This window comes from Aeromonas molluscorum 848, from assembly GCF_000388115.1.
Taxonomy (GTDB): Bacteria; Pseudomonadota; Gammaproteobacteria; order Enterobacterales; family Aeromonadaceae; genus Aeromonas; species Aeromonas molluscorum.
Window position 1 is genome coordinate 82,247 of record NZ_AQGQ01000001.1, and the last position, 19,186, is coordinate 101,432.

At 60.2% G+C, this 19,186-nt stretch carries 14 protein-coding genes; 7 read left to right on the plus strand and 7 right to left on the minus strand.

The genetic code is table 11. The annotated features are described in order from the left end of the window. Positions 1 to 60 precede the first annotated feature (60 nt). From pgeF to G113_RS20195, 3 genes are all read left to right on the plus strand, one after another. Positions 61 to 813, plus strand: coding sequence for a peptidoglycan editing factor PgeF (gene pgeF, locus G113_RS00375; RefSeq protein ID WP_005890749.1), 753 nt, complete (start codon positions 61 to 63; stop codon positions 811 to 813). A 255-nt stretch (positions 814 to 1,068) separates the two neighbouring features. Further along, positions 1,069 to 3,642, plus strand: a complete 2,574-nt coding sequence (gene clpB / locus G113_RS00380; RefSeq protein ID WP_005890751.1) for an ATP-dependent chaperone ClpB — start codon at positions 1,069 to 1,071, stop codon at positions 3,640 to 3,642. A gap of 188 nt (positions 3,643 to 3,830) precedes the next feature. Continuing rightward, the gene (locus tag G113_RS20195; RefSeq protein WP_005890754.1) at positions 3,831 to 4,511 is read left to right on the plus strand and encodes a c-type cytochrome; all 681 of its coding nucleotides are present in this window, start codon (positions 3,831 to 3,833) and stop codon (positions 4,509 to 4,511) included. 273 nt (positions 4,512 to 4,784) lie between these two features. Here G113_RS20195 and glnG read toward each other — a convergent pair whose 3' ends face one another. The 4 genes from glnG to glnA all read right to left on the minus strand — a co-directional run bounded on the left by glnG (position 4,785) and on the right by glnA (position 9,413). Beyond that, the gene (gene glnG, locus G113_RS00390; protein ID WP_005890756.1) at positions 4,785 to 6,203 is read right to left on the minus strand and encodes a nitrogen regulation protein NR(I); all 1,419 of its coding nucleotides are present in this window, start codon (positions 6,201 to 6,203) and stop codon (positions 4,785 to 4,787) included. Positions 6,204 to 6,212: 9 nt separating this feature from the next. Beyond that, entirely contained in the window at positions 6,213 to 7,268 is a 1,056-nt protein-coding gene (gene glnL, locus G113_RS00395; RefSeq protein WP_005890758.1) for a nitrogen regulation protein NR(II), read from the minus strand. Positions 7,269 to 7,348: 80 nt separating this feature from the next. Continuing rightward, complete coding sequence (locus G113_RS00400) at positions 7,349 to 7,903, minus strand: DUF4124 domain-containing protein (RefSeq protein ID WP_005890761.1); 555 nt, start codon at positions 7,901 to 7,903, stop codon at positions 7,349 to 7,351. 100 nt (positions 7,904 to 8,003) lie between these two features. After that, positions 8,004 to 9,413 (minus strand): glutamate--ammonia ligase, encoded by a 1,410-nt coding sequence (gene glnA, locus G113_RS00405; protein ID WP_005890763.1) that lies wholly within the window; start codon positions 9,411 to 9,413, stop codon positions 8,004 to 8,006. 348 nt (positions 9,414 to 9,761) lie between these two features. Between glnA and typA the strand changes: the two genes are divergently transcribed. The 3 genes from typA to dtd all read left to right on the plus strand — a co-directional run bounded on the left by typA (position 9,762) and on the right by dtd (position 13,227). Further along, entirely contained in the window at positions 9,762 to 11,573 is a 1,812-nt protein-coding gene (typA, locus tag G113_RS00410; protein ID WP_005890765.1) for a translational GTPase TypA, read from the plus strand. 262 nt (positions 11,574 to 11,835) lie between these two features. Then, positions 11,836 to 12,708 carry a virulence factor BrkB family protein gene (locus tag G113_RS00415; protein ID WP_005890767.1) on the plus strand — a complete coding sequence of 291 codons (873 nt, stop codon included), beginning with the start codon at positions 11,836 to 11,838 and terminating at the stop codon, positions 12,706 to 12,708. A gap of 81 nt (positions 12,709 to 12,789) precedes the next feature. Then, the gene (gene dtd / locus G113_RS00420; RefSeq protein WP_005890768.1) at positions 12,790 to 13,227 is read left to right on the plus strand and encodes a D-aminoacyl-tRNA deacylase; all 438 of its coding nucleotides are present in this window, start codon (positions 12,790 to 12,792) and stop codon (positions 13,225 to 13,227) included. A gap of 10 nt (positions 13,228 to 13,237) precedes the next feature. On the opposite strand, the gene G113_RS00425 is transcribed toward dtd, so the two are convergent. Continuing rightward, positions 13,238 to 13,891: a spermidine synthase gene (locus G113_RS00425; RefSeq protein WP_005890770.1), complete on the minus strand. Its 654-nt coding sequence runs from the start codon at positions 13,889 to 13,891 to the stop codon at positions 13,238 to 13,240. 51 nt (positions 13,892 to 13,942) lie between these two features. On the opposite strand from G113_RS00425, the gene G113_RS00430 reads away from it, so the two are divergent. Next, positions 13,943 to 14,845: a bifunctional GNAT family N-acetyltransferase/hotdog fold thioesterase gene (locus G113_RS00430; protein ID WP_005890772.1), complete on the plus strand. Its 903-nt coding sequence runs from the start codon at positions 13,943 to 13,945 to the stop codon at positions 14,843 to 14,845. 86 nt (positions 14,846 to 14,931) lie between these two features. Here the strand turns inward: G113_RS00430 and G113_RS00435 are convergent, their stop codons facing one another. Further along, positions 14,932 to 16,995: an AsmA family protein gene (locus G113_RS00435; protein WP_005890775.1), complete on the minus strand. Its 2,064-nt coding sequence runs from the start codon at positions 16,993 to 16,995 to the stop codon at positions 14,932 to 14,934. 69 nt (positions 16,996 to 17,064) lie between these two features. Further along, positions 17,065 to 19,134 carry an ATP-dependent DNA helicase RecG gene (recG, locus tag G113_RS00440; protein ID WP_005890779.1) on the minus strand — a complete coding sequence of 690 codons (2,070 nt, stop codon included), beginning with the start codon at positions 19,132 to 19,134 and terminating at the stop codon, positions 17,065 to 17,067. Positions 19,135 to 19,186: the final 52 nt, after the last annotated feature.

The window sequence follows — 19,186 nt, forward strand, 5'->3', positions numbered from 1 at the left end:
GGTATCCAGTGGGTGCCCCGTTTTTTATGGCATTTTTGCATGATTCATAAGGAGTCAGTTATGGAGACGATAATACCGAACTGGCCTGCCCCGCCGAGGGTCCGGGCCTTTTCCACCACCCGGGATGGCGGGGTCAGCCAAGGGGTTTTTGCCGGTCTCAATCTGGGGAGTCATGTCGGGGATGAGACTCTGCTGGTCGATGCAAACCGTGCTCGCTTGCAGCAGGAAATGGGTATTCCGGGTCGGCTCAACTGGCTCAATCAGGTGCATGGCACCGCCGTCCATCAGGTCAGCAATCAATACGATATTGTGCCGGATGCCGACGCCGCCTGCGCCCATGACGCCGGGTTGGCCTGTATCGTCATGACGGCGGACTGTCTGCCTGTGCTGCTGTGCGACAGGGCCGGTACTGTGGTGGCGGCCGCTCATGCTGGCTGGCGTGGCTTATTAGGCAATGAGCAGGGGGGCGTACTGGAGGCCAGCATCAAAGGGATGAACTGCGATCCGGCCGAGATACTCGCCTGGCTGGGCCCGGCCATAGGGCCCAGTGCCTTTGAGGTGGGGAGCGAGGTGCGGGATGCCTTCATGGCGCAGCAGGCCCAGGCGGTTGTCGCGTTCATGCCATCCGCCAACGACGGGAAATGGCTGGCTGATATCTACCAGCTGGCCCGGCTACGCTTGGCCCGCGCCGGTGTGAAGGCCGTCTATGGGGGTGAGCACTGCACCTTCAGTGACAGTGAACGGTTTTACTCCTATCGCCGTGATGGCCAAACCGGCCGCATGGCCTCGCTGATCTGGCTGGGTGACGCTTAGGGCGCCCACCGCCATCAGTGAGCGCGTTTACTCCTGGCGCCGCGAGGGTCAAACCGGCTCCATGGCATCGCTGATCTGGCTGGCGTCGTGTTCAGGCCCGCTCCCTGCCGAGGGGGCGGGTCTGCCTTGGCACCCGGGGTGGGGAAAAAATAAACAACCTCTCCCCTTGAAATCGTGGCCGCAGACCTCATCTTCCTTATCAGAAAGTTCTGTTGTTGCCGCCATGGCGGCGTCTGTTTCAAAGGGAGGAGTGCAATGCGCCTCGATCGCCTGACCAGTAAATTCCAAGTCGCTATTTCCGATGCCCAGTCCCTCGCACTGGGTCGTGATCACCAATTTATCGAACCCGTCCATCTGATGACCGCGCTGGTCAATCAGGATGGTGGGTCTAGTCGTCCCTTGCTGACGCTGTGCGGGATTGACATCAATGCCCTGCGCTCACGCCTCGGCGAAGAGCTTGATCGCCTGCCCAAAGTGAGCGGTGTCGAAGGTGACGTTCAGCTCTCCAGCGGCCTGGGTCGCCTGCTCAATGTCTGCGACAAGCTGGCCCAGCAACGTAAGGATCAGTTCATCTCGTCTGAACTCTTCCTGCTGGCTGCCCTCGATGAGAAGGGCAACCTCGGTGAGCTGCTGCGCAGCCAAGGGCTGACCAAGGAGAAGCTTGAACAGGCCATCGACAAGGTGCGCGGCGGCAAGAAGATAGATGATGCCAACGCCGAGGAGAATCGCCAGGCGCTGGAGAAGTACACCATCGATCTCACCGAGCGTGCCGAGATAGGCAAGCTTGACCCCGTGATCGGGCGGGACGAAGAGATCCGCCGCACCATCCAGGTGCTGCAACGCCGCACCAAGAACAACCCCGTACTGATCGGCGCCCCCGGTGTCGGTAAGACCGCCATCGTCGAGGGGCTGGCTCAGCGCATCATCAACGGTGAGGTGCCGGAAGGGCTCAAGAACAAGCGTGTGCTGTCGCTCGACATGGGGGCGCTGGTAGCAGGTGCCAAGTATCGCGGTGAGTTCGAAGAGCGGCTCAAGGCGGTGCTGAGCGACCTCGCCAAGGAGGAGGGCAACGTCATCCTCTTCGTCGACGAGTTGCACACTATGGTCGGCGCCGGCAAGGGCGAAGGGGCCATGGATGCGGGCAACATGCTTAAACCCGCTCTGGCGCGGGGGGAGCTGCACTGCGTCGGTGCAACCACCCTGGATGAGTACCGTCAGTATGTGGAGAAAGATGCCGCCCTGGAGCGCCGCTTCCAGAAGGTGCTGGTGGAGGAACCCTCGGTGGAGGACACCATCGCCATCCTGCGCGGTCTGAAAGAGCGTTACGAGCTGCACCACCATGTGCAGATCACGGATCCGGCCATCGTCGCGGCGGCCCAGTTGTCGCACCGCTATATCGCCGATCGCCAGCTGCCTGACAAGGCCATCGATCTCATCGACGAGGCCGCGGCCAGCATCCGCCTGCAGATCGACTCCAAGCCAGAATCCCTGGACAGGCTGGAGCGGCGCATCATCCAGCTCAAACTCGAGCAGCAGGCGTTGCTCAAGGAGGATGATGATGCCAGTCGCAAGCGGTTGGAGTTGCTCAGTCAGGAGCTGACCGAGAAAGAGCGCGAATACAACGAGCTGGAAGAGATATGGAAGGCCGAAAAAGCGGCGTTGGCCGGTACTCAGCATATCAAGGCGGCGCTGGAGCAGGCCCGTCAGGATCTCGAGGTGGCCCGTCGCGCCGGTGACTTGGCCCGGATGTCAGAGCTGCAATATGGCCGCATTCCCGAGCTTGAAAAGCAGCTCGATCTCGCCACCCAGGCCGAGATGCAGGAGACCAGCTTGCTGCGCAATCGCGTCACCGACGTGGAGATCGCCGATGTGCTGGCGCGCTGGACCGGGATCCCGGTGGCGCGGATGCTCGAAGGGGAGCGCGACAAGCTGCTGCGGATGGAGGATAAGCTGCATAGCCGGGTGATCGGCCAGGAGGAGGCGGTGGAAGCCGTCTCCAACGCCATCCGTCGCTCCCGTGCCGGGCTGTCCGATCCCAATCGCCCCATCGGCTCCTTCCTGTTCCTGGGGCCGACCGGGGTGGGCAAGACCGAGCTGTGCAAGGCGCTGGCCGAGTTCCTGTTCGACACCCAGGACGCCATGGTGCGCATCGACATGTCCGAGTTCATGGAGAAGCACAGTGTGGCCCGGCTGGTGGGGGCGCCCCCTGGCTATGTGGGTTACGAGGAGGGCGGTTATCTGACCGAGGCGGTACGCCGTCGTCCCTACTCGGTGATCCTGCTCGACGAGGTGGAGAAGGCGCATCCGGATGTATTCAACATCCTGTTGCAGGTGCTGGACGATGGTCGCCTGACCGATGGTCAGGGTCGTACCGTCGATTTCCGCAATACCGTGGTCATCATGACCTCCAACCTCGGCTCGGATCTGATCCAGGAGCACTATGCCGAGAAGGATTACGAGGAGATGAAAGCCCTGCTGATGGAGTTGCTCACCCGCAGCTTCCGGCCGGAGTTCATCAACCGGATCGACGAGACGGTGGTGTTCCACCCGCTCGGCGAGGATCATATCAAGTCCATCGCCCGCATCCAGCTCAAGAGCCTGATGGGTCGTCTGGAGTCCCAGGGCTTCGAGGTGGAGGTGAGCGAGGAACTGCTGACCAAGCTGGTCCATGCCGGTTTCGACCCCGTCTACGGGGCGCGCCCCCTCAAGCGGGCTATCCAGCAGAAGGTGGAAAACCCGCTGGCCCAGGCCCTGCTCAGTGGCCGGGTTGTCCCTGGCAAGCTGTTGAGCCTGGGTGCAGACAGCGATGGTCTCACCATATCGCAGTGAGGTCAGTGGTCTCATCCGTTGTCAAAACGCCAGCCCTCGGGCTGGCGTTTTCATGTCTGCGCGGCGCAAAGAGACACAGACCGACTGACTGCCTCTTGCCATGGGAGAGTGCGACCTTAGATGTCATTAATAACGATATTGTTATTTTCAGGAAGGATCCTGTACCGATAAAGAGACCACTCTCGCTCATGTTGCTGTGCAGCAGTCTGTTGCCCCTGGCGGCCCTGGCGGCCCTGGCGGAGCAAGCCACTCAAGATGTTCCTCGGATTTGTGCTACCTGCCACGGCCTGAACGGTGTACCCAAGGAGCCGAACATTCCCAATCTGTGGGGGCAGTCAGAGGCTTACCTGACCGAGCAGTTGCAGGCATTTCGCAGCGGAAAGCGGGTCAGTGACTTCATGAATCCCATCATTTATCAACTCAGCGACGAGCAGATAAAACGTGCCGCCAGCCACTTCGCCAACCAGTCTGCTGCCAAGGAAACGCCCGATTTCAAGCGAGGCCAGGCCCTCTATGGTGCACGTTGCGCCGATTGCCACGGCGCCGATGGGGAGGGCAAGAAGGTGGCGGAGCGCTACGTCTTCCCGCCACTGTGGGGGAGAGACAGTTACAACTGGGGAGCTGGCATGCACGGTGTCGACAAGGCCGCCGCCTTCATCAAGAGCAACATGCCGCTCTCTCGGGGTGGCAGTCTGAGCGACCAGCAGGCCTGGAATGTGTCCCTCTATATCAATAGCCAGGCGCGGCCCCAGGATCCCAGATTCAAGGGCGACCTCGAGCAGACCACCAAGGCGTTTCATGGCAAGTACTCCCAGTACGGGTTGCCGTCGCCCATCGATGGTCACTTGCTGGGCAGCAAGGCGTATTGAACCTTCAGGCGGGATGAGGGTTATGTTTTATCGCTGAGGGTCATCCACCCTGTCAGTGAGTCACCAAGGCCGACGTCAGCCTGACCCGCGTCAACATCTAGCGCCGTCTTTCGAATGGCATAGAAAGACGGCGCATTCATGTGTGCCGTTGTTCAGCCCGGATGGGAGCCGTTGCGCGCTGGCATGGTTGTGGTTGGGATCTGGATGGGGTAGACAAGGGGGATGAGACTGGTAAATGGCGGGGCCCCCTTGTGGCTGGGGGCCGGCCGATACTCAGGAAAAATCGAGCTCCTTGAGTTTGCGAGTGAGGGTATTGCGGCCCCAGCCGAGCAGGCGCGCCGCCTCTTGCTTGTGGCCATGGGTATGCTCCAGCGCCGTCTCCAGCATGATCCGTTCGAACTGCGGCATGGCGTCGGCCAGTATGTCTATCTCACCCAGAGCCAGCTTGGCGGCGACCCAGTCGCGCAGCTGTTGCTGCCAGCCACCGGCGAGTGCGGGTTGACCCGGTTCGGCGACGCTGGTGATCGGCGTCAGCAGCTCGGTGGGCAGATCGGCGACCAATACCTCCTGTCCCGAGGCCATGACGGTCAGCCAGCGACAGACGTTTTCCAGCTGACGCACGTTGCCGGGCCAGGGCAGTCGGCTGATGAACACTTGAGTATCCGGGTGCAGGCTCTTGGCCTCCACGTTGAGCTCCTTGGCGGCTCGCAGCAGGAAGTGGTGAGCCAGCTGGGGGATGTCTTCACGGCGCTCCTTGAGGGCCGGGATATGGATGCGGATGACGTTGAGGCGGTGGAACAGATCCTCCCGAAATTCGCCATCGGCGACCCGTTTCTCCAGGTTCTGGTGGGTGGCGGCTATGATGCGCACGTCCACCTGTACCGGCTGATGGCCGCCAACCCGATAGAACTGACCATCGGCCAGTACCCGCAGCAGCCGGGTCTGCACATCCAGTGGCATGTCACCTATTTCATCGAGAAACAGGGTGCCGCCATCCGCTTGTTCGAAGCGGCCATGGCGTATGTTGTTGGCCCCGGTGAAGGCTCCTTTCTCATGGCCAAATAGCTCTGATTCGATCAGATCTTTCGGGATGGCTGCCATGTTGAGGGCAATGAAATTCTTGTGGGAACGCGGGCTGTGACGATGCAGGGCATGGGCGACCAGCTCCTTGCCGGTGCCGCTCTGGCCGTTGATCAACACCGAGATGCTGGACCGTGACAGCCGGCCGATGGCGCGAAACACCTCCTGCATGGCGGGGGCTTCACCGATGATCTCCGGGCTGCTGGCGGCATCCTGCGGCCGAGTCTTGCGCTTGGTGCGCTGCTCCTTGAGGTGGTTCTCTGCGCGGCGCACCAGGGTGACCGCCTCTTCAATATCGAACGGCTTGGGCAGGTATTCGAAGGCGCCACGCTGATAGGCGTTGACTGCACTGTCGAGATCCGAATGGGCGGTCATGATAATGATGGGCAAGTCCGCCTGACGACGATGGATCTGTTCCAGCAGGCTGAGGCCATCGATGCCGGGCATGCGGATGTCGGACAGGATCACATCGGGAGATCGTGCTTCCAGGGAGTGCAGCAGGGCCTCGCCATCGGCGAAACTCTCGCACTCGAAACCCTCGTTGCCCAGGGTGCGCTCCAGCACCCAGCGGATCGAACTGTCGTCATCGACGATCCATACTTTTGCGGTCATGAAGTTCCCTTATTTGCGAAGCGGTAGATAAACGGTGAACTCGGTATGCCCTGGCCAACTGATGCAGTCGATGCGGCCCTTGTGCTGATCGATCAGGTTCTGGGCGATGGAGAGTCCGAGCCCCGTGCCGCCCTCCTTGCCGGTAATCATGGGGTAGAAGAGAGTGTCACGGATGGCATCCGGGATGCCGGGGCCGTTGTCGATGATCTTGATCTCGGCGGCGAGCCGGTAACGCTGGCCGTGGATAGTGATCTGGAACACGGTGCGGGTACGCAGGCTGATGAGGCCCGTCTGGCTGACCAGTGCTTCGGCGGCGTTGCGCACTATGTTGAGGAAGGCCTGTTGCAGCTGATCAGGTTCCATCTCGAATTCAGGAATGCTGGGGTCATAGTCCCGTTCTATGCGGATCCCGCCGGGCAGCTCCAACTCCACCAGACGACGTACCTGTTCCAGTACCGAGTGGACGTTGTGAACCTGATGGCGGCCGGGACGCTGGGGGCCGAGCAGGCGATCGACCAGCAAGCGCAACCTGTCAGCCTGCTCGATGATGATGCCGGTATATTCGCGCAAGGCAGGGTCTGGCAGCTCCTTTTGCAGCAATTGGGCGGCCCCCCGCAGTCCCCCGAGCGGATTTTTGATCTCGTGGGCCAAACCGCGCACCAACTCCCTGGCCGCCTGTTGTTGGGCATGCTGCTGCAACTCCTGACTGATCTTCTTCTGCTGATCGATCTTGCGCAGCTCAACCACTATCAAGCGCTGCTCATGGTCGGCCAGGGGGCTGGCACTGAGTTCGACCAGGCGGGGCTCTCCTTCCACGACGAGCGTCACTTCACTGTCGGTGAAGCCTTGCCCCGAGATGAGGCATTGGCGAAAGCGTTGCAAGTCGAGGGAGATGTGCTCCAGCAGATGGGGCAGTTCCAGCCCGATCAGCCGGCGTTGACTGAGGGAGAGCAACTGCTCAGCCGCAGGATTGACGTGCTGAATGCAGAGGCGCTCGTCCATCAGAATGACGGCGGTCAGCAGGTTGTCGAGTAATGTCTTGGCTTGATCCGAGCGGACTGGCACAGGTTTCTCCCTAAAACGGTGCTACATACCGGCAATGCACCAATATAGTGCATTCAGTCTACCCGCATAGGTGCAGAGGATCACCCTTTATGAGGCGCAGGGCCCGGGTTGGCTGCCTGATTGGCTCTGGTTCTGTGCAGATAGAAAGTCACAACATCTGATTTAGCAAGGATCGTACCGTCTTTTGCCAGTAGCTCGAGCTGCACCCTATGGGTGCCCCGATCCAGATTTTCTAGGCGGATCATCAGCGTGTTGTGAGCCCGGCCCTGCTCCTTGCCATCGAGCAACAGGCGTAAGTCGTATTGGGTCGGCGGGGCGGGGGTGACCTGGGCTTCGAACACTATGTTGCCGGTGTTGTCGCGCAGGGTGCTGTCTGGTTCGGGGGAGAGCAGGGAGATGGTTAGTTCGGCCTGCTTGATATCGGCGCCAATGAGGTGGTTGTAATTATCGACCTGTACCGAGTGGGTGGTTGTGCCAACCAGAGGCGCGACTCGCAGATCGATCTCCTGGGTTTGCTGGCCGGCGGGAGGGGCACTGGTGTAGTGAGTGATCCCCCGATTGTCGATCCAGGAGTAGATCTTGGCACCCTGGGCGCTCAGGCAGACCAGCAGCAAGAACCCGGCATAGCGGCTCATTCTCATCCATCTCTCCTTGGTGGGACCCCGCTTAAAGCCTATCAGAGAAAAAACCCGCCATGAGGCGGGTTTTGTATGCATTGGGTTCTGACTGTATCTGTTAGACAGAGTAGTACAGTTCGAACTCCAGCGGGTGCGGGGTCATGCGTACGCGGTCCACTTCATGCTGCTTCAGCTCCAGGTAGGAGTTGATGAAGTCGTCGCTGAACACGCCGCCGCGGGTCAGGAACTCGCGGTCCGCGTCTAGACCAGCCAGGGCTTCGTCCAGAGAGCCGGCAACGGTCGGCACTTCTGCTGCTTCTTCCGGCGGCAGATCATACAAGTTCTTGTCCATGGCATCGCCCGGGTGGATCTTGTTGATGATACCGTCCAGACCGGCCATCAGCTGAGCTGCGAAGGCCAGGTAAGGGTTGGCGGCCGGATCCGGGAAGCGCACTTCGATACGGCGGGCTTTCGGGCTCGGTACGACTGGGATACGGATGGAAGCGGAACGGTTGCGGGCAGAGTAAGCCAGCATGACCGGCGCTTCGTAGCCTGGTACCAGACGCTTGTAGGAGTTGGTGGTCGGGTTGGCGAAGGCGTTGATGGCCTTGGCGTGCTTGATGATGCCGCCGATGTAGTGCAGGGCCATCTCGGACAAGCCGCCATACAAGTCGCCAGCGAACAGGTTGACGCCATCTTTGGCCAGGGACTGGTGGCAGTGCATGCCGGAGCCGTTGTCACCGAACATGGGTTTTGGCATGAAGGTAACAGTCTTGTTGTAGGCGTGGGCCACGTTGTGGATCACGTACTTCAGCACCTGGACTTCATCAGCCTTCAGGGTGAGGGTATTGAAGCGAGTGGCGATCTCGTTCTGACCGGCGGTAGCCACCTCGTGGTGGTGCGCTTCGACGACCTGGCCCATCTCTTCCAGCACCAGACACATGGCGGCGCGGATGTCCTGGGAGGAGTCAACCGGTGCAACCGGGAAGTAACCACCCTTGACGAAGGGACGGTGCCCCTTGTTGCCGTGCTCGTAGGCGGTGCCTGAGTTCCAGGCGGCTTCTTCGGATTCGATCTTGACGAAGCTGTGGCCCATGGTGTTCGAGAAGGTGATGTTGTCGAACATGAAGAATTCGGGTTCCGGTCCAAACAGGACGGTATCGGCAATGCCGCTGGACTTCAGGAAGTCTTCGGCACGCTTGGCGATGGAGCGCGGGTCGCGATCGTAGCCTTGCATGGTGGCCGGTTCCAGGATGTCACAGACGATGTTCAGAGTGGTCTCTTCGGTGAACGGATCCAGCTTGGCGGAGGCCGCATCCGGCATCAGCACCATGTCAGACTCGTTAATGCCTTTCCAGCCGCCGATGGAGGAACCATCGAACATTTTGCCGTCTTCGAAGAACTCTTCGTTGACCTGGTGGGAAGGAATGGAAACGTGCTGCTCTTTACCCTTGGTGTCGGTAAAGCGCAGGTCGACAAACTTGACTTCATGTTCCTGGATCAAGGCCATTACGTTCTGAGCTGACATGCTAAGTAACCTCCGGTGTTAAAACTCTTTGGGTGAATTCGTCATCGATTTCACATAAGCGAGTATCGTGCCAAGTTTGTGACAGCATGATTTCAGGGCAGTTGCCGCATCTTGGCGTCCCAAAATCTGCTGGTTCTGCGCCATATTGCACCAACTTGGTGCTATTGGGGATCGTTTTGGTGCGCCAAACAAGTGCAAGAGGGCAGGATCCCCATCTAAACAGGCTTGGTGGCTCGGGTCTATGATCCAGATCCATTGCCGTGCGTGAATCTACTGCGATTCTGCTAGGCAGATCACAAAGGCGAGAGTACAATTAGCGCCCAATTTTACCCGGTGATTGAGGCGAGAATGTTAGAGAATTTACGCAATATTGCGATTATTGCGCACGTAGACCACGGCAAAACTACCCTGGTTGATAAGCTGCTGCAGCAGTCTGGAACCCTCGACCGTACCACTGATGGTCAAGAGCGTCTGATGGATTCCAACGATCTGGAAAAAGAACGTGGTATTACCATTCTCGCCAAGAACACTGCAATCCGTTGGAAAGACTACCGCATCAACATCGTTGATACTCCGGGTCACGCCGACTTCGGTGGTGAAGTAGAGCGTGTCATGTCCATGGTTGACTCCGTGTTGCTGCTGGTGGATGCCGTTGACGGCCCTATGCCGCAAACCCGTTTCGTCACCCAAAAAGCATTCGCCCAGGGTCTAAAGCCGATCGTCGTCATCAACAAGATTGACCGTCCGGGTGCTCGTCCTGACTGGGTAATGGATCAGGTCTTCGATCTGTTCGACAACCTGGGTGCCACCGATGAGCAGCTGGACTTCAAAGTTGTCTACGCCTCTGCACTGAACGGTTGGGCCACCATGGACCAAAACGTTGAGTCCGACAACATGGAACCCCTGTTCCAGGCCATCGTTGACAACGTAGAGCAGCCGAAGGGTGACCCTGCCGGTGCCTTCCAGATGCAGATCTCCCAGCTGGACTACAACTCCTACGTGGGTGTCATCGGTATCGGCCGTATCAGCCGTGGTCGCGTCAAAACCAACCAGCAAGTCACCGTCGTTGGTGCCAACGGCAAGACCCGTACCGGCAAAGTCGGTCAGGTACTTGGCTACCTGGGTCTGTCCCGTACCGAAGTTGTTGACGCGCAAGCGGGCGACATCATTGCCATCACCGGTCTGGGCGAGCTGAAAATCTCCGACACCATCTGTGACAACAATGCTGTTGAAGCCCTGCCGGCACTCTCCGTCGACGAGCCGACCGTGAACATGACCTTCCAGGTCAACACCTCACCGTTCGCCGGTAAAGAAGGCAAGTTCGTGACCTCCCGCAACATCATGGAGCGTCTGAACCAGGAGCTGGTCCACAACGTGGCCCTGCGCGTGGAAGAGACCGAAGATCCGGACAAGTTCCGCGTTTCCGGCCGTGGTGAACTGCACCTTTCCATCCTGATCGAAAACATGCGTCGCGAAGGCTACGAGCTGGCGGTATCCCGTCCGGAAGTTATCCTGCGCACCGTGGATGGCGTGTTGCACGAGCCGTTTGAAACTGTGACTGTCGACGTGGAAGAAGCCCACCAGGGTTCTGTCATGGAGCAGCTCGGCCTGCGTAAAGGCGAGATGACCAACATGACTCCGGATGGCAAGGGTCGTGTCCGTCTTGACTTCATGATCCCGAGCCGTGGCCTGATCGGTTTCCAGACCGAGTTCCTGACCATGACTTCCGGTACCGGTCTGCTGTACCACACCTTCGACCATTACGGTCCGCACAAGGGTGGCAGCATCGGCGAGCGTCAGAATGGCGTGCTGATCTCCAACGCAACCGGCAAGGCCCTGACCTTCGCCCTGTTTGGTCTGCAAGACCGCGGTCGTCTGTTTATCGGTCACGCTACCGAAGTGTACGAAGGCCAGGTGATCGGTATTCACTCCCGTTCCAACGATCTGACAGTGAACTGCCTGAAGGGCAAGCAGCTGACCAACATGCGTGCCTCCGGTACCGATGAAGCTCAAGTGCTGACTCCGCCGATCCGCATGACCCTGGAACAGGCCCTCGAATTCATCGACAACGATGAATTGGTCGAGATCACTCCCAAGGCAATACGTGTTCGTAAGAAACTGTTGACCGAGATGGATCGCAAGCGCTCCGGTCGCGCCTGATCTCTCTCCCATCAGGCCGATAACTTGGCTTGATGGTGGATGAATAAAAATCCGAACACCCTGGTGTTCGGATTTTTTTATGGGCGAATGCCGGGGATGGCTTCAGAAGACGGCTGGTGATGTTGAGGTGGCGGCCATCCTGCAAGCAACCACAAGGGGCGGCGCAGTGAGGCAGGAAACAGGACTCATTTTGCTGGGATCGGGCAATCTGGCGATGAGTCTGACACAATAGGGGGCAGAATCTGTCTCGTAGGAAGTTAATATGCAGCATCACTTTCGTCGGCAGCTGGCGCACGCTTCTGCGTTCTTGCGCCACGATGGCCGTCATTTCGCCCACTTCGTCTGGGGCCGTTTTCAACAAGACAGGCTGACGGTCACCGCAGGCTATCTTGCTTATGTCACTCTGCTCTCCCTGGTGCCCATGATAGCCGTGGTGTTCGGCATGATGTCTGCGTTTCCGGTGTTTGAAGGGCTCAAGCAGGCGATGGAGCAGTTCGTCTACGCCAACTTCGTGCCGACGGCGGGGGATGCCCTCAAGCAGTACATAGATGGCTTCGTAGCCAATGCCACCAACACCACCGCCGTGGGGATAGGGGCGTTGGTGGTGGTGGCCCTGATGTTGATCTCGGCCATCGACAAGAACCTCAACTACATCTGGCGATCCACCCGAGGCAGGCCACTCGGCCAGGCATTCGCCATGTACTGGATGATACTGACCCTGGGCCCTGTGCTCATCGGGGCCAGCATTGCCGTCTCCTCCTACATCATTTCGCTGCGTATCTTCCAGGGAGAGGCGCTGTTCGGGGTCGGTTACTGGCTGCTGCGGGGTCTGCCCTTCCTCTTCTCCGTCATTGGTTTTTTGCTTATTTATACTGTGGTACCCAACTGCAAGGTTCGGCTCTCCCACGCGTTGGTCGGCGCCATGGTGGCCGCCGTGTTATTCGAGCTGGCCAAGCGTGGCTTCGCGCTCTACATCACCAACTTCCCCTCCTATCAGGCCATCTATGGTGCCCTGGCCACTATTCCCATTCTCTTTGTCTGGGTCTATCTGAGCTGGCTGGTTGTTCTGCTCGGCGCCGAGACCACTGCCTGTCTCGGGGAGTATGAGAAGCCGGTGATTGAGGAGCTGGGCTGAGCCAGCCTGTTGTTGGTAACATGGATGACCGCCCCGAGGCGGTCGTTTCATTTCAACCTGTACCAGGCAAAGGAGTCGCGGGTGATTGCATTGATTCAAAGGGTTAGCGAGGCCAGCGTTACCGTTGAGGGTGAGGTCGTTGGCGCCATAGATCAGGGCTTTCTGGTATTGCTCGGGGTCGAGCAAGGTGATGATGAGGACAAGGCCGACAAGCTGCTGCACAAGGTGAGCGGCTATCGCATCTTCGGTGACGAGCAGGGCAAGATGAATCTCAATGTTGCTCAGGTGGGTGGCAGCCTGCTGGTCGTATCCCAGTTCACCCTGGCGGCGGACACCGGCAAGGGGATGAGGCCCAGCTTCTCGGGTGGCGCCAGGTCAGACGAGGCCAAGAGGCTCTATGAATACTTTATCGACCAAGCCAGAGTCGCAGGTCTAAGGACCGAGACCGGACGGTTCGCCGCGGACATGAAGGTGGCACTGCTCAACGACGGCCCCGTCACCTTCTGGCTGCAGGTGTAGGCTCGGGTGCTCAAGCCTTGCGGGCATGGACTATCTGGTTGATGCAACCCGGCACCCCTCTCAACGCTGTCTGGCCTATCCAGCGTTCGACCAACAGTAATACCTGATCCAGCTCTCGCCCGGTTCTGGGCAGCAGATTGATGATGAGTTCACCGCGCAGTCGACTCGCCAGGGCTTGATAGAAGTGGGGAGTGAAAAGAAGGGGCGGGTTGCCGTCCTGACTGAACAGATCCACCAGGACCAGATCGTAGTCAGCGCCCTGTTCGAGCAGGAAAGCGAGGGCATCGGCCTGATGCAGGCACTGGCGCTCCGCACTTCCCGTCGTCATGAAGAAGTCGCGATAGAGGCTTATCACCTCGGCGTCGAGATCCACGCTGTCGAGTTGTGCCTCTGGCCAGCGAGCCAGCAGGTGGCGGCCGATATCGCCGCCACCAAGGCCCAGTTCAAGTATGCGCTCGGCTTTCGTCGGCAGCAGGTCGGCGATGGCTTGCTGGTGGGGGAGACAGAGCCGTTGCGGGGCGGCACGCACCATGGCGGATTGCACCACGCCATCTATCTCCAGCCAGCGATGATCGCTATTTTGCTGGACGCAAATGCGGCGGCTCGGACTGACTCCCAGATGCAATAACTGTTCGGCCTGATACGTCTGTAGATTGAAGTCCATGAAATTGCACGGCAAGATGGCTTTCGACCAGTGTAACTCAAGGATGTAGCTATGTACCGGGTGGTAACCCCTCAAACAGAGTCAGAGCTGGATGTTTACTACAAGCTGCGCTGGGAACTGCTGCGCAAGCCTTTCAACTTCCCCCCTGGTTCCGAGCGAGACGAATATGACTCAGTCGCCATCCATCGCATGATGCTGGCCCCCGATGGTACGCCCATCGCCGTGGGCCGCTTGTTCGTTGGTGGAGACGAGGCCCAGATCCGCTTCATGGCCATGCTGCCCGAGTACCGTGGTCAGGGATTGGGGATGCGTATGGTCGCGGATCTGGAACAACTTGCCTGTGAAGAGAAGGTCAAACGGCTGGTGATGAATGCCCGCCAGGAGGCGGTAGAGTTTTATCGCAGATGTGGTTTTCTTGAGGTGGGTGAGGGCCCGGTCTCTTTCGGTCGTATTCCTCACCGCCAAATGATCAAATCCCTGAGCCCGCTGCAGACCATAGAATACAGACCCCAATGGTGCCAGGACCTCACCACCCGCTGGGCGCGTGGTATACCCATCAGCGAAAAGATGGGTGTGCACATCACCCACTATGATGGCCAGACCTTCCATCTCAAGGCCAATCTGGCCGCCAATCTCAATGTCCATGACACCATGTTCGCCGGCAGTATCTACAGCCAGTGCGTGCTGGCGGGCTGGGGCCTGATCTGGTTGCAGCTGAAGGAAGAGGGGCTGGTCGGCGATACCGTGCTGGCGGAAGGTGATATCAAGTATTACCGCCCCGTCACCAAGGAGCCGGAGGCCAGAGTTGCCCGTGAGGGGATGCCCGCCGTGCTGCAACCGCTGCGGGAGGGGAAATCAGCCAAGTTCAGCCTCAAGATCAAACTGTTCAGCGGCAGCCAGCTCGCCGCCGAGTTTCTCGGCCGCTATGTGGTGCAGCCGTCCAAGCGCAGTTAGCGCGCCACCATCGTTGCAGCCGTCAAAAGGCCTCCCAAGGGAGGCCTTTGTATTGATGGGCATGGTAGAAGAGTCGGCATCAAAGATCAGTCACTTGAGCCCGCCGCGGCCGGTTTGCCGGGGGAGGGCGCCGGGGGGCGATGGATTGGCGTGTCGCGGCCCTGAGCGGGGTAGCTGACCCCAGCCTGCCAGTCGCAGCTTGCCTTGCCTGCGCTGAACTGCCAGGCGAGCTCGGGGGCCGCGAGCGGTCCGCGCCATTGGCCGATGAGCTCGGCGCACCCCTCTCGATTGAGGACGCCTACGTCGAGTTGCCATCGCTCGCTACCCAGATCCAGACCGCCGCTCAAGGCGAGCAAGTGGGTAATGGTAGAGGCGCCGCCTCGGGTCAGTTGCAGTTTGCCACCTTGAATGTTAGCGGCCAGCACCCCCTGGTAGAAGGGAGTATCCCCCCCCTGCATGGCCTGCCAAAGCGCGTCCTGGCTCAGGCCCGGGGGAGCGGCTTGAGCGAGCCACTCATCGAGCAGGGGATCCAGTTTCACCTTGTCCCAGAAGGGATCCCTGGCATCCAGACTCAGGGTGCCGTTCAGGCTGGTGCGCCAGTCTGGCAAGCTGACTTGCAGGTTCAAGTCGAGATCTGCCTTGCCAGCAAACGAGAGCGGGCTGTGGAGCAACTTGCCCCACTGTTCCAGATCCAGCTGCACTGCCTTGAGGGTGAGGCTGGAGGTGGGTTGCGCCTGAGTACTCCACTGGCCACTGACCGTCAGGCTGCCCTCATCGGGCAGCTGGCTGCTGAGCTTGCTCAGCTGCCAGAGCCCGGGAGTCGCGCTGAGGGCCAACTGACCGTTGCGGGCCGAGAGGCCGTCCCAGGCCAGTTCTATCCAGTCGCTGTTGAGCAGCCCCTGTTCGTTCAGGGCCAGGGGGTGTCGGCCATCCAGGGCCAGCTGCTCCAGGTTCAGGTTCCAGCCGCTCAGGGAGAGTGGCAGGGCATCATCGAAGGAGAGCACCCTCAGCCTGTCGAAATGAAGCTGGCTTATCTCGAGCCGGGTCGGCCGCGCAGTCTGCCAGGCTTGCCACCACCCCTGTGGCAGGCTGATGTCCATGCCGGTCAGGGTCAGCTGGCGCAGACGCAGCTGCTGGCGTTCGGGATCCAGGCTGAACATGGTGTCGAAGCTGCCGTCATAACCTTCCCCCTTGAGGGTGGCGTTGATCTGCTGGCCGGAGAAGCTCAGCTGCCCCTCGATATTCTCCAGTTGGAACAAACCACGCCCCGCATCCCCCAGACTACCGAGCAGTTGGCCGCTGGGCGAGGTGCCTGCCTGCCACTCGAACTGGCTCAGTTCGCCATTGAAGTCATTGAGGGAAAATTCGTCGGTCAGGGAGTTGAGACTGACATGCTGGAAGTCACCGCGATCCAGGCTGACCCGGCGCAGGGGCCAGGGTTGGTCGCCAAGATCGGCCAGCTCGATGCGCAATCCCCTGGCCTTGAGATCCTGCAGGCGCAGACTGCGGGCGGGCCAGTCCAGCACCACGGCAGCCTCGGCGACACCATCAAACAGCTGAGTTACCAGTCGATCCGTGGTCACTACCTGGCCCTGCAGCTTGCCAGCCAGTGCCAGGCGGGTCAGGGTCAGCTTGGGCGTCTCCAGACGGTTGATGTTGAGTGAGAGATCCGCCAGCACCGGTTGGCCCGGGCTGAGCAGCTGCCAGTTGCTCAGGGTGGCGCTGGCCCCTTGCAGCTTGAGTTCATCGCTGATGAGGTTGAGGCCGTCTATCTTGCTGTCTTGCACAATGAGGGAGCGCAGCGGCAGGCTTGGCAGCTGGTTAGGCAGTGGCCAGCGAATGCTGGGCTTGATCAGGTCCAGATGGGCAAGGCGCACATCCCGGCTGAGCCAGTCTATGCTGTCGACCTCGATATAGACCTTGTCAAACTTGACTGCCTCGCCATAGCTAACTTGCTCCGCCAGCAGGGTGTAGGGATGAAGCGGGTTGAATACCAGCTTGCCGATGGCAACGGGTTCACCGGTCTGGCGGCTGAGCCAGTTGGCGATGGGATCCTTGGCGCGCTGGGCATCGAACAGCCCCAACCCCATCCAGACGAACAGCAACAGGAAAGCGAGAAAGTAGAGCAGGGCGCGTAACCAGGCATTCATGAGTCACAGCCTCCTTGGCATCAGATTAAGTGGCAGCAGAGGGAGCCCCTGGTGTGGGGCTCTCCGGGTTCAGGCATTGGAGTAGTGATCCCGCAGGCCTAGCCAGCGGCGGATCAGGGGTTCGACATGGCCCGGATGCTGATCCATCAGATAGCGAGCCAGCTTCTGCACCTGGGGAATGAGCGATTGGTCGCGCACCAGATCGGCTATCTTGAGATCCGCCAGTCCGGTCTGGCGAGTACCTAGCAGCTCCCCGGGGCCGCGCAGTTCGAGGTCCCGCTGGGCGATGAGGAAGCCGTCATTGGTCTCCCGCAATACCCCGAGCCGGCTCTGGGCCGTCTTGGAGAGAGGGGCGTGATAGAGCAGCACGCAGTGGGAGGCGACCGATCCTCGGCCAACCCGGCCCCGCAGTTGATGAAGCTGGGCCAGCCCGAGTCGCTCCGGGTTCTCGATGATCATCAGGCTGGCATTGGGTACATCCACCCCCACCTCGATGACAGTGGTGGCGACCAGCAGTTGCAATATGCCCGCCTTGAACTCCTCCATGACCCGCTGTTTTTCGACGGGACGCATCCGGCCGTGTACCAGACCGATGTGCAGGCCGGGCAGCAGTGTCTGCAACTCGGTGGCTGTATCCTCGGCGGCCTGGCATTCGAGGACCTCGGACTCCTCGATCAGGGTGCAGACCCAGTAGGCCTGCTTGCCCTCCTCGCAGGCGAGCTTGACCCGATCAATCACGTCGCCACGGCGGCTGTCCGGCAGGGCGACCGTGGTGATCGGGGTACGACCCGGCGGCAGCTCGTCGATGATGGAGGTATCGAGGTCGGCATAGGCGGTCATGGCCAGGGTGCGGGGTATCGGGGTGGCGGTCATGATCAGCTGGTGGGGATGCACTCCCTCCCGCTCCCCTTTTTCGCGCAGGGCGAGGCGCTGGTGCACCCCGAATCTGTGCTGTTCATCTATGATGACCAGCCCGAGGCGCTCGAATACCACCTGCTGCTGGAAGATGGCGTGGGTGCCGACAATCATGCGCACACTGCCATCGGCAATGGCGGCGAGCTGAGCCTCCCTTGCCTTGCCCTTCTGCTTGCCGGCCAGCCAGCCGACCTGGATACCCAGAGGGGCCAGCCAGTGATTGAAGTTGATGGCGTGTTGCTCGGCCAGCAGCTCGGTTGGCGCCATCAAGCCTACCTGGCAACCGCTGCCGATGGCCTGTAGCGCCGCCAAGGCCGCAACCAGCGTCTTGCCCGAGCCCACGTCCCCTTGCACCAGCCGCATCATGGGATGGCTTTGCTGCAGATCGTGGCTTATCTCGGCCACTACCCGGCTCTGGGCACCGGTGGGGCTAAAGGGCAGGGCATCGAGCAGCTGCTTGACCAGCTCGGGGGCTGGCGCCAGGGCGTGGGCCCGCTGGGTCTGGGCCTGGGCGCGTACTTTCAATATCGACAGGTTGTGGGCCAGCAGCTCTTCGAGTACCAGACGGCGCTGAGCCGGATGCTGACCACTGTCGAGCTGATCCAGGGCGACCGAGGGGGGTGGCCTGTGCAGCAGTTGCAGGGCGGCAGCCAGATCCGTCTGCTGCGGGTAGAGACCGGCGGGTAGCAGCTCTTCTACCCCGTGTTGCGCCAGCAATAGCAAAGCCTGATCGGTGAGATTGCGCAGGGTGAGTTGACGCAGCCCCTCGGTGGCGGGATAGACGGGGGTGAGCGCCTCTTCGGTCTGACCGGCCTGTTCCTCGCCGAGCAGCTTGTATTCGGGGTGGGTCATCTCCAGACCGAACTTGCCCGGGCGGGTCTCGCCGAAGCAACGGATGAGGCGGCCCTGGGCCAGGCTGTTCTTCTGGGCTGCGGTGAAATTGAAGAAGCGCAGGGTGAGGGAGCCGGTGCTGTCGCTGATGCGACACACCAGCATGCGGCGACGGCCCATCACCAGCTGGGTATCCTGGATCTCACCCTCGACCGCGCCATGCAGGCCGGGCATGAGATCGCCGATAGGCCACACCTGAGTGCGATCCTCGTAGCGGTGGGGCAGGTGGAACAGCAGATCCTGCACGGTGGCAAGTCCGAGCCGTTCGAACTTCTCCTGCATCTTGCTGCCGACACCCTTCAGGCTATCGAGAGGAATTTTATCCAATTTCATCAATTAGATGCCCGCGAATACTGTAAATATGTCCAGATGATAGGGGCTATTG

Coding starts and splice junctions, on each gene's coding strand:
- clpB (WP_005890751.1), top strand. CDS start 1,069: ATGCGCCTCGATCGCCTGACCAGTAAATTCCAAGTCGCTATTTCCGAT.
- typA (WP_005890765.1), top strand. CDS start 9,762: ATGTTAGAGAATTTACGCAATATTGCGATTATTGCGCACGTAGACCAC.
- G113_RS00400 (WP_005890761.1), bottom strand. CDS start 7,903: ATGAGCCGCTATGCCGGGTTCTTGCTGCTGGTCTGCCTGAGCGCCCAG.
- glnA (WP_005890763.1), bottom strand. CDS start 9,413: ATGTCAGCTCAGAACGTAATGGCCTTGATCCAGGAACATGAAGTCAAG.
- recG (WP_005890779.1), bottom strand. CDS start 19,134: ATGAAATTGGATAAAATTCCTCTCGATAGCCTGAAGGGTGTCGGCAGC.
- G113_RS00435 (WP_005890775.1), bottom strand. CDS start 16,995: ATGAATGCCTGGTTACGCGCCCTGCTCTACTTTCTCGCTTTCCTGTTG.
- G113_RS20195 (WP_005890754.1), top strand. CDS start 3,831: ATGTTGCTGTGCAGCAGTCTGTTGCCCCTGGCGGCCCTGGCGGCCCTG.
- pgeF (WP_005890749.1), top strand. CDS start 61: ATGGAGACGATAATACCGAACTGGCCTGCCCCGCCGAGGGTCCGGGCC.
- G113_RS00425 (WP_005890770.1), bottom strand. CDS start 13,891: ATGGACTTCAATCTACAGACGTATCAGGCCGAACAGTTATTGCATCTG.
- G113_RS00430 (WP_005890772.1), top strand. CDS start 13,943: ATGTACCGGGTGGTAACCCCTCAAACAGAGTCAGAGCTGGATGTTTAC.
- glnG (WP_005890756.1), bottom strand. CDS start 6,203: ATGACCGCAAAAGTATGGATCGTCGATGACGACAGTTCGATCCGCTGG.
- G113_RS00415 (WP_005890767.1), top strand. CDS start 11,836: ATGCAGCATCACTTTCGTCGGCAGCTGGCGCACGCTTCTGCGTTCTTG.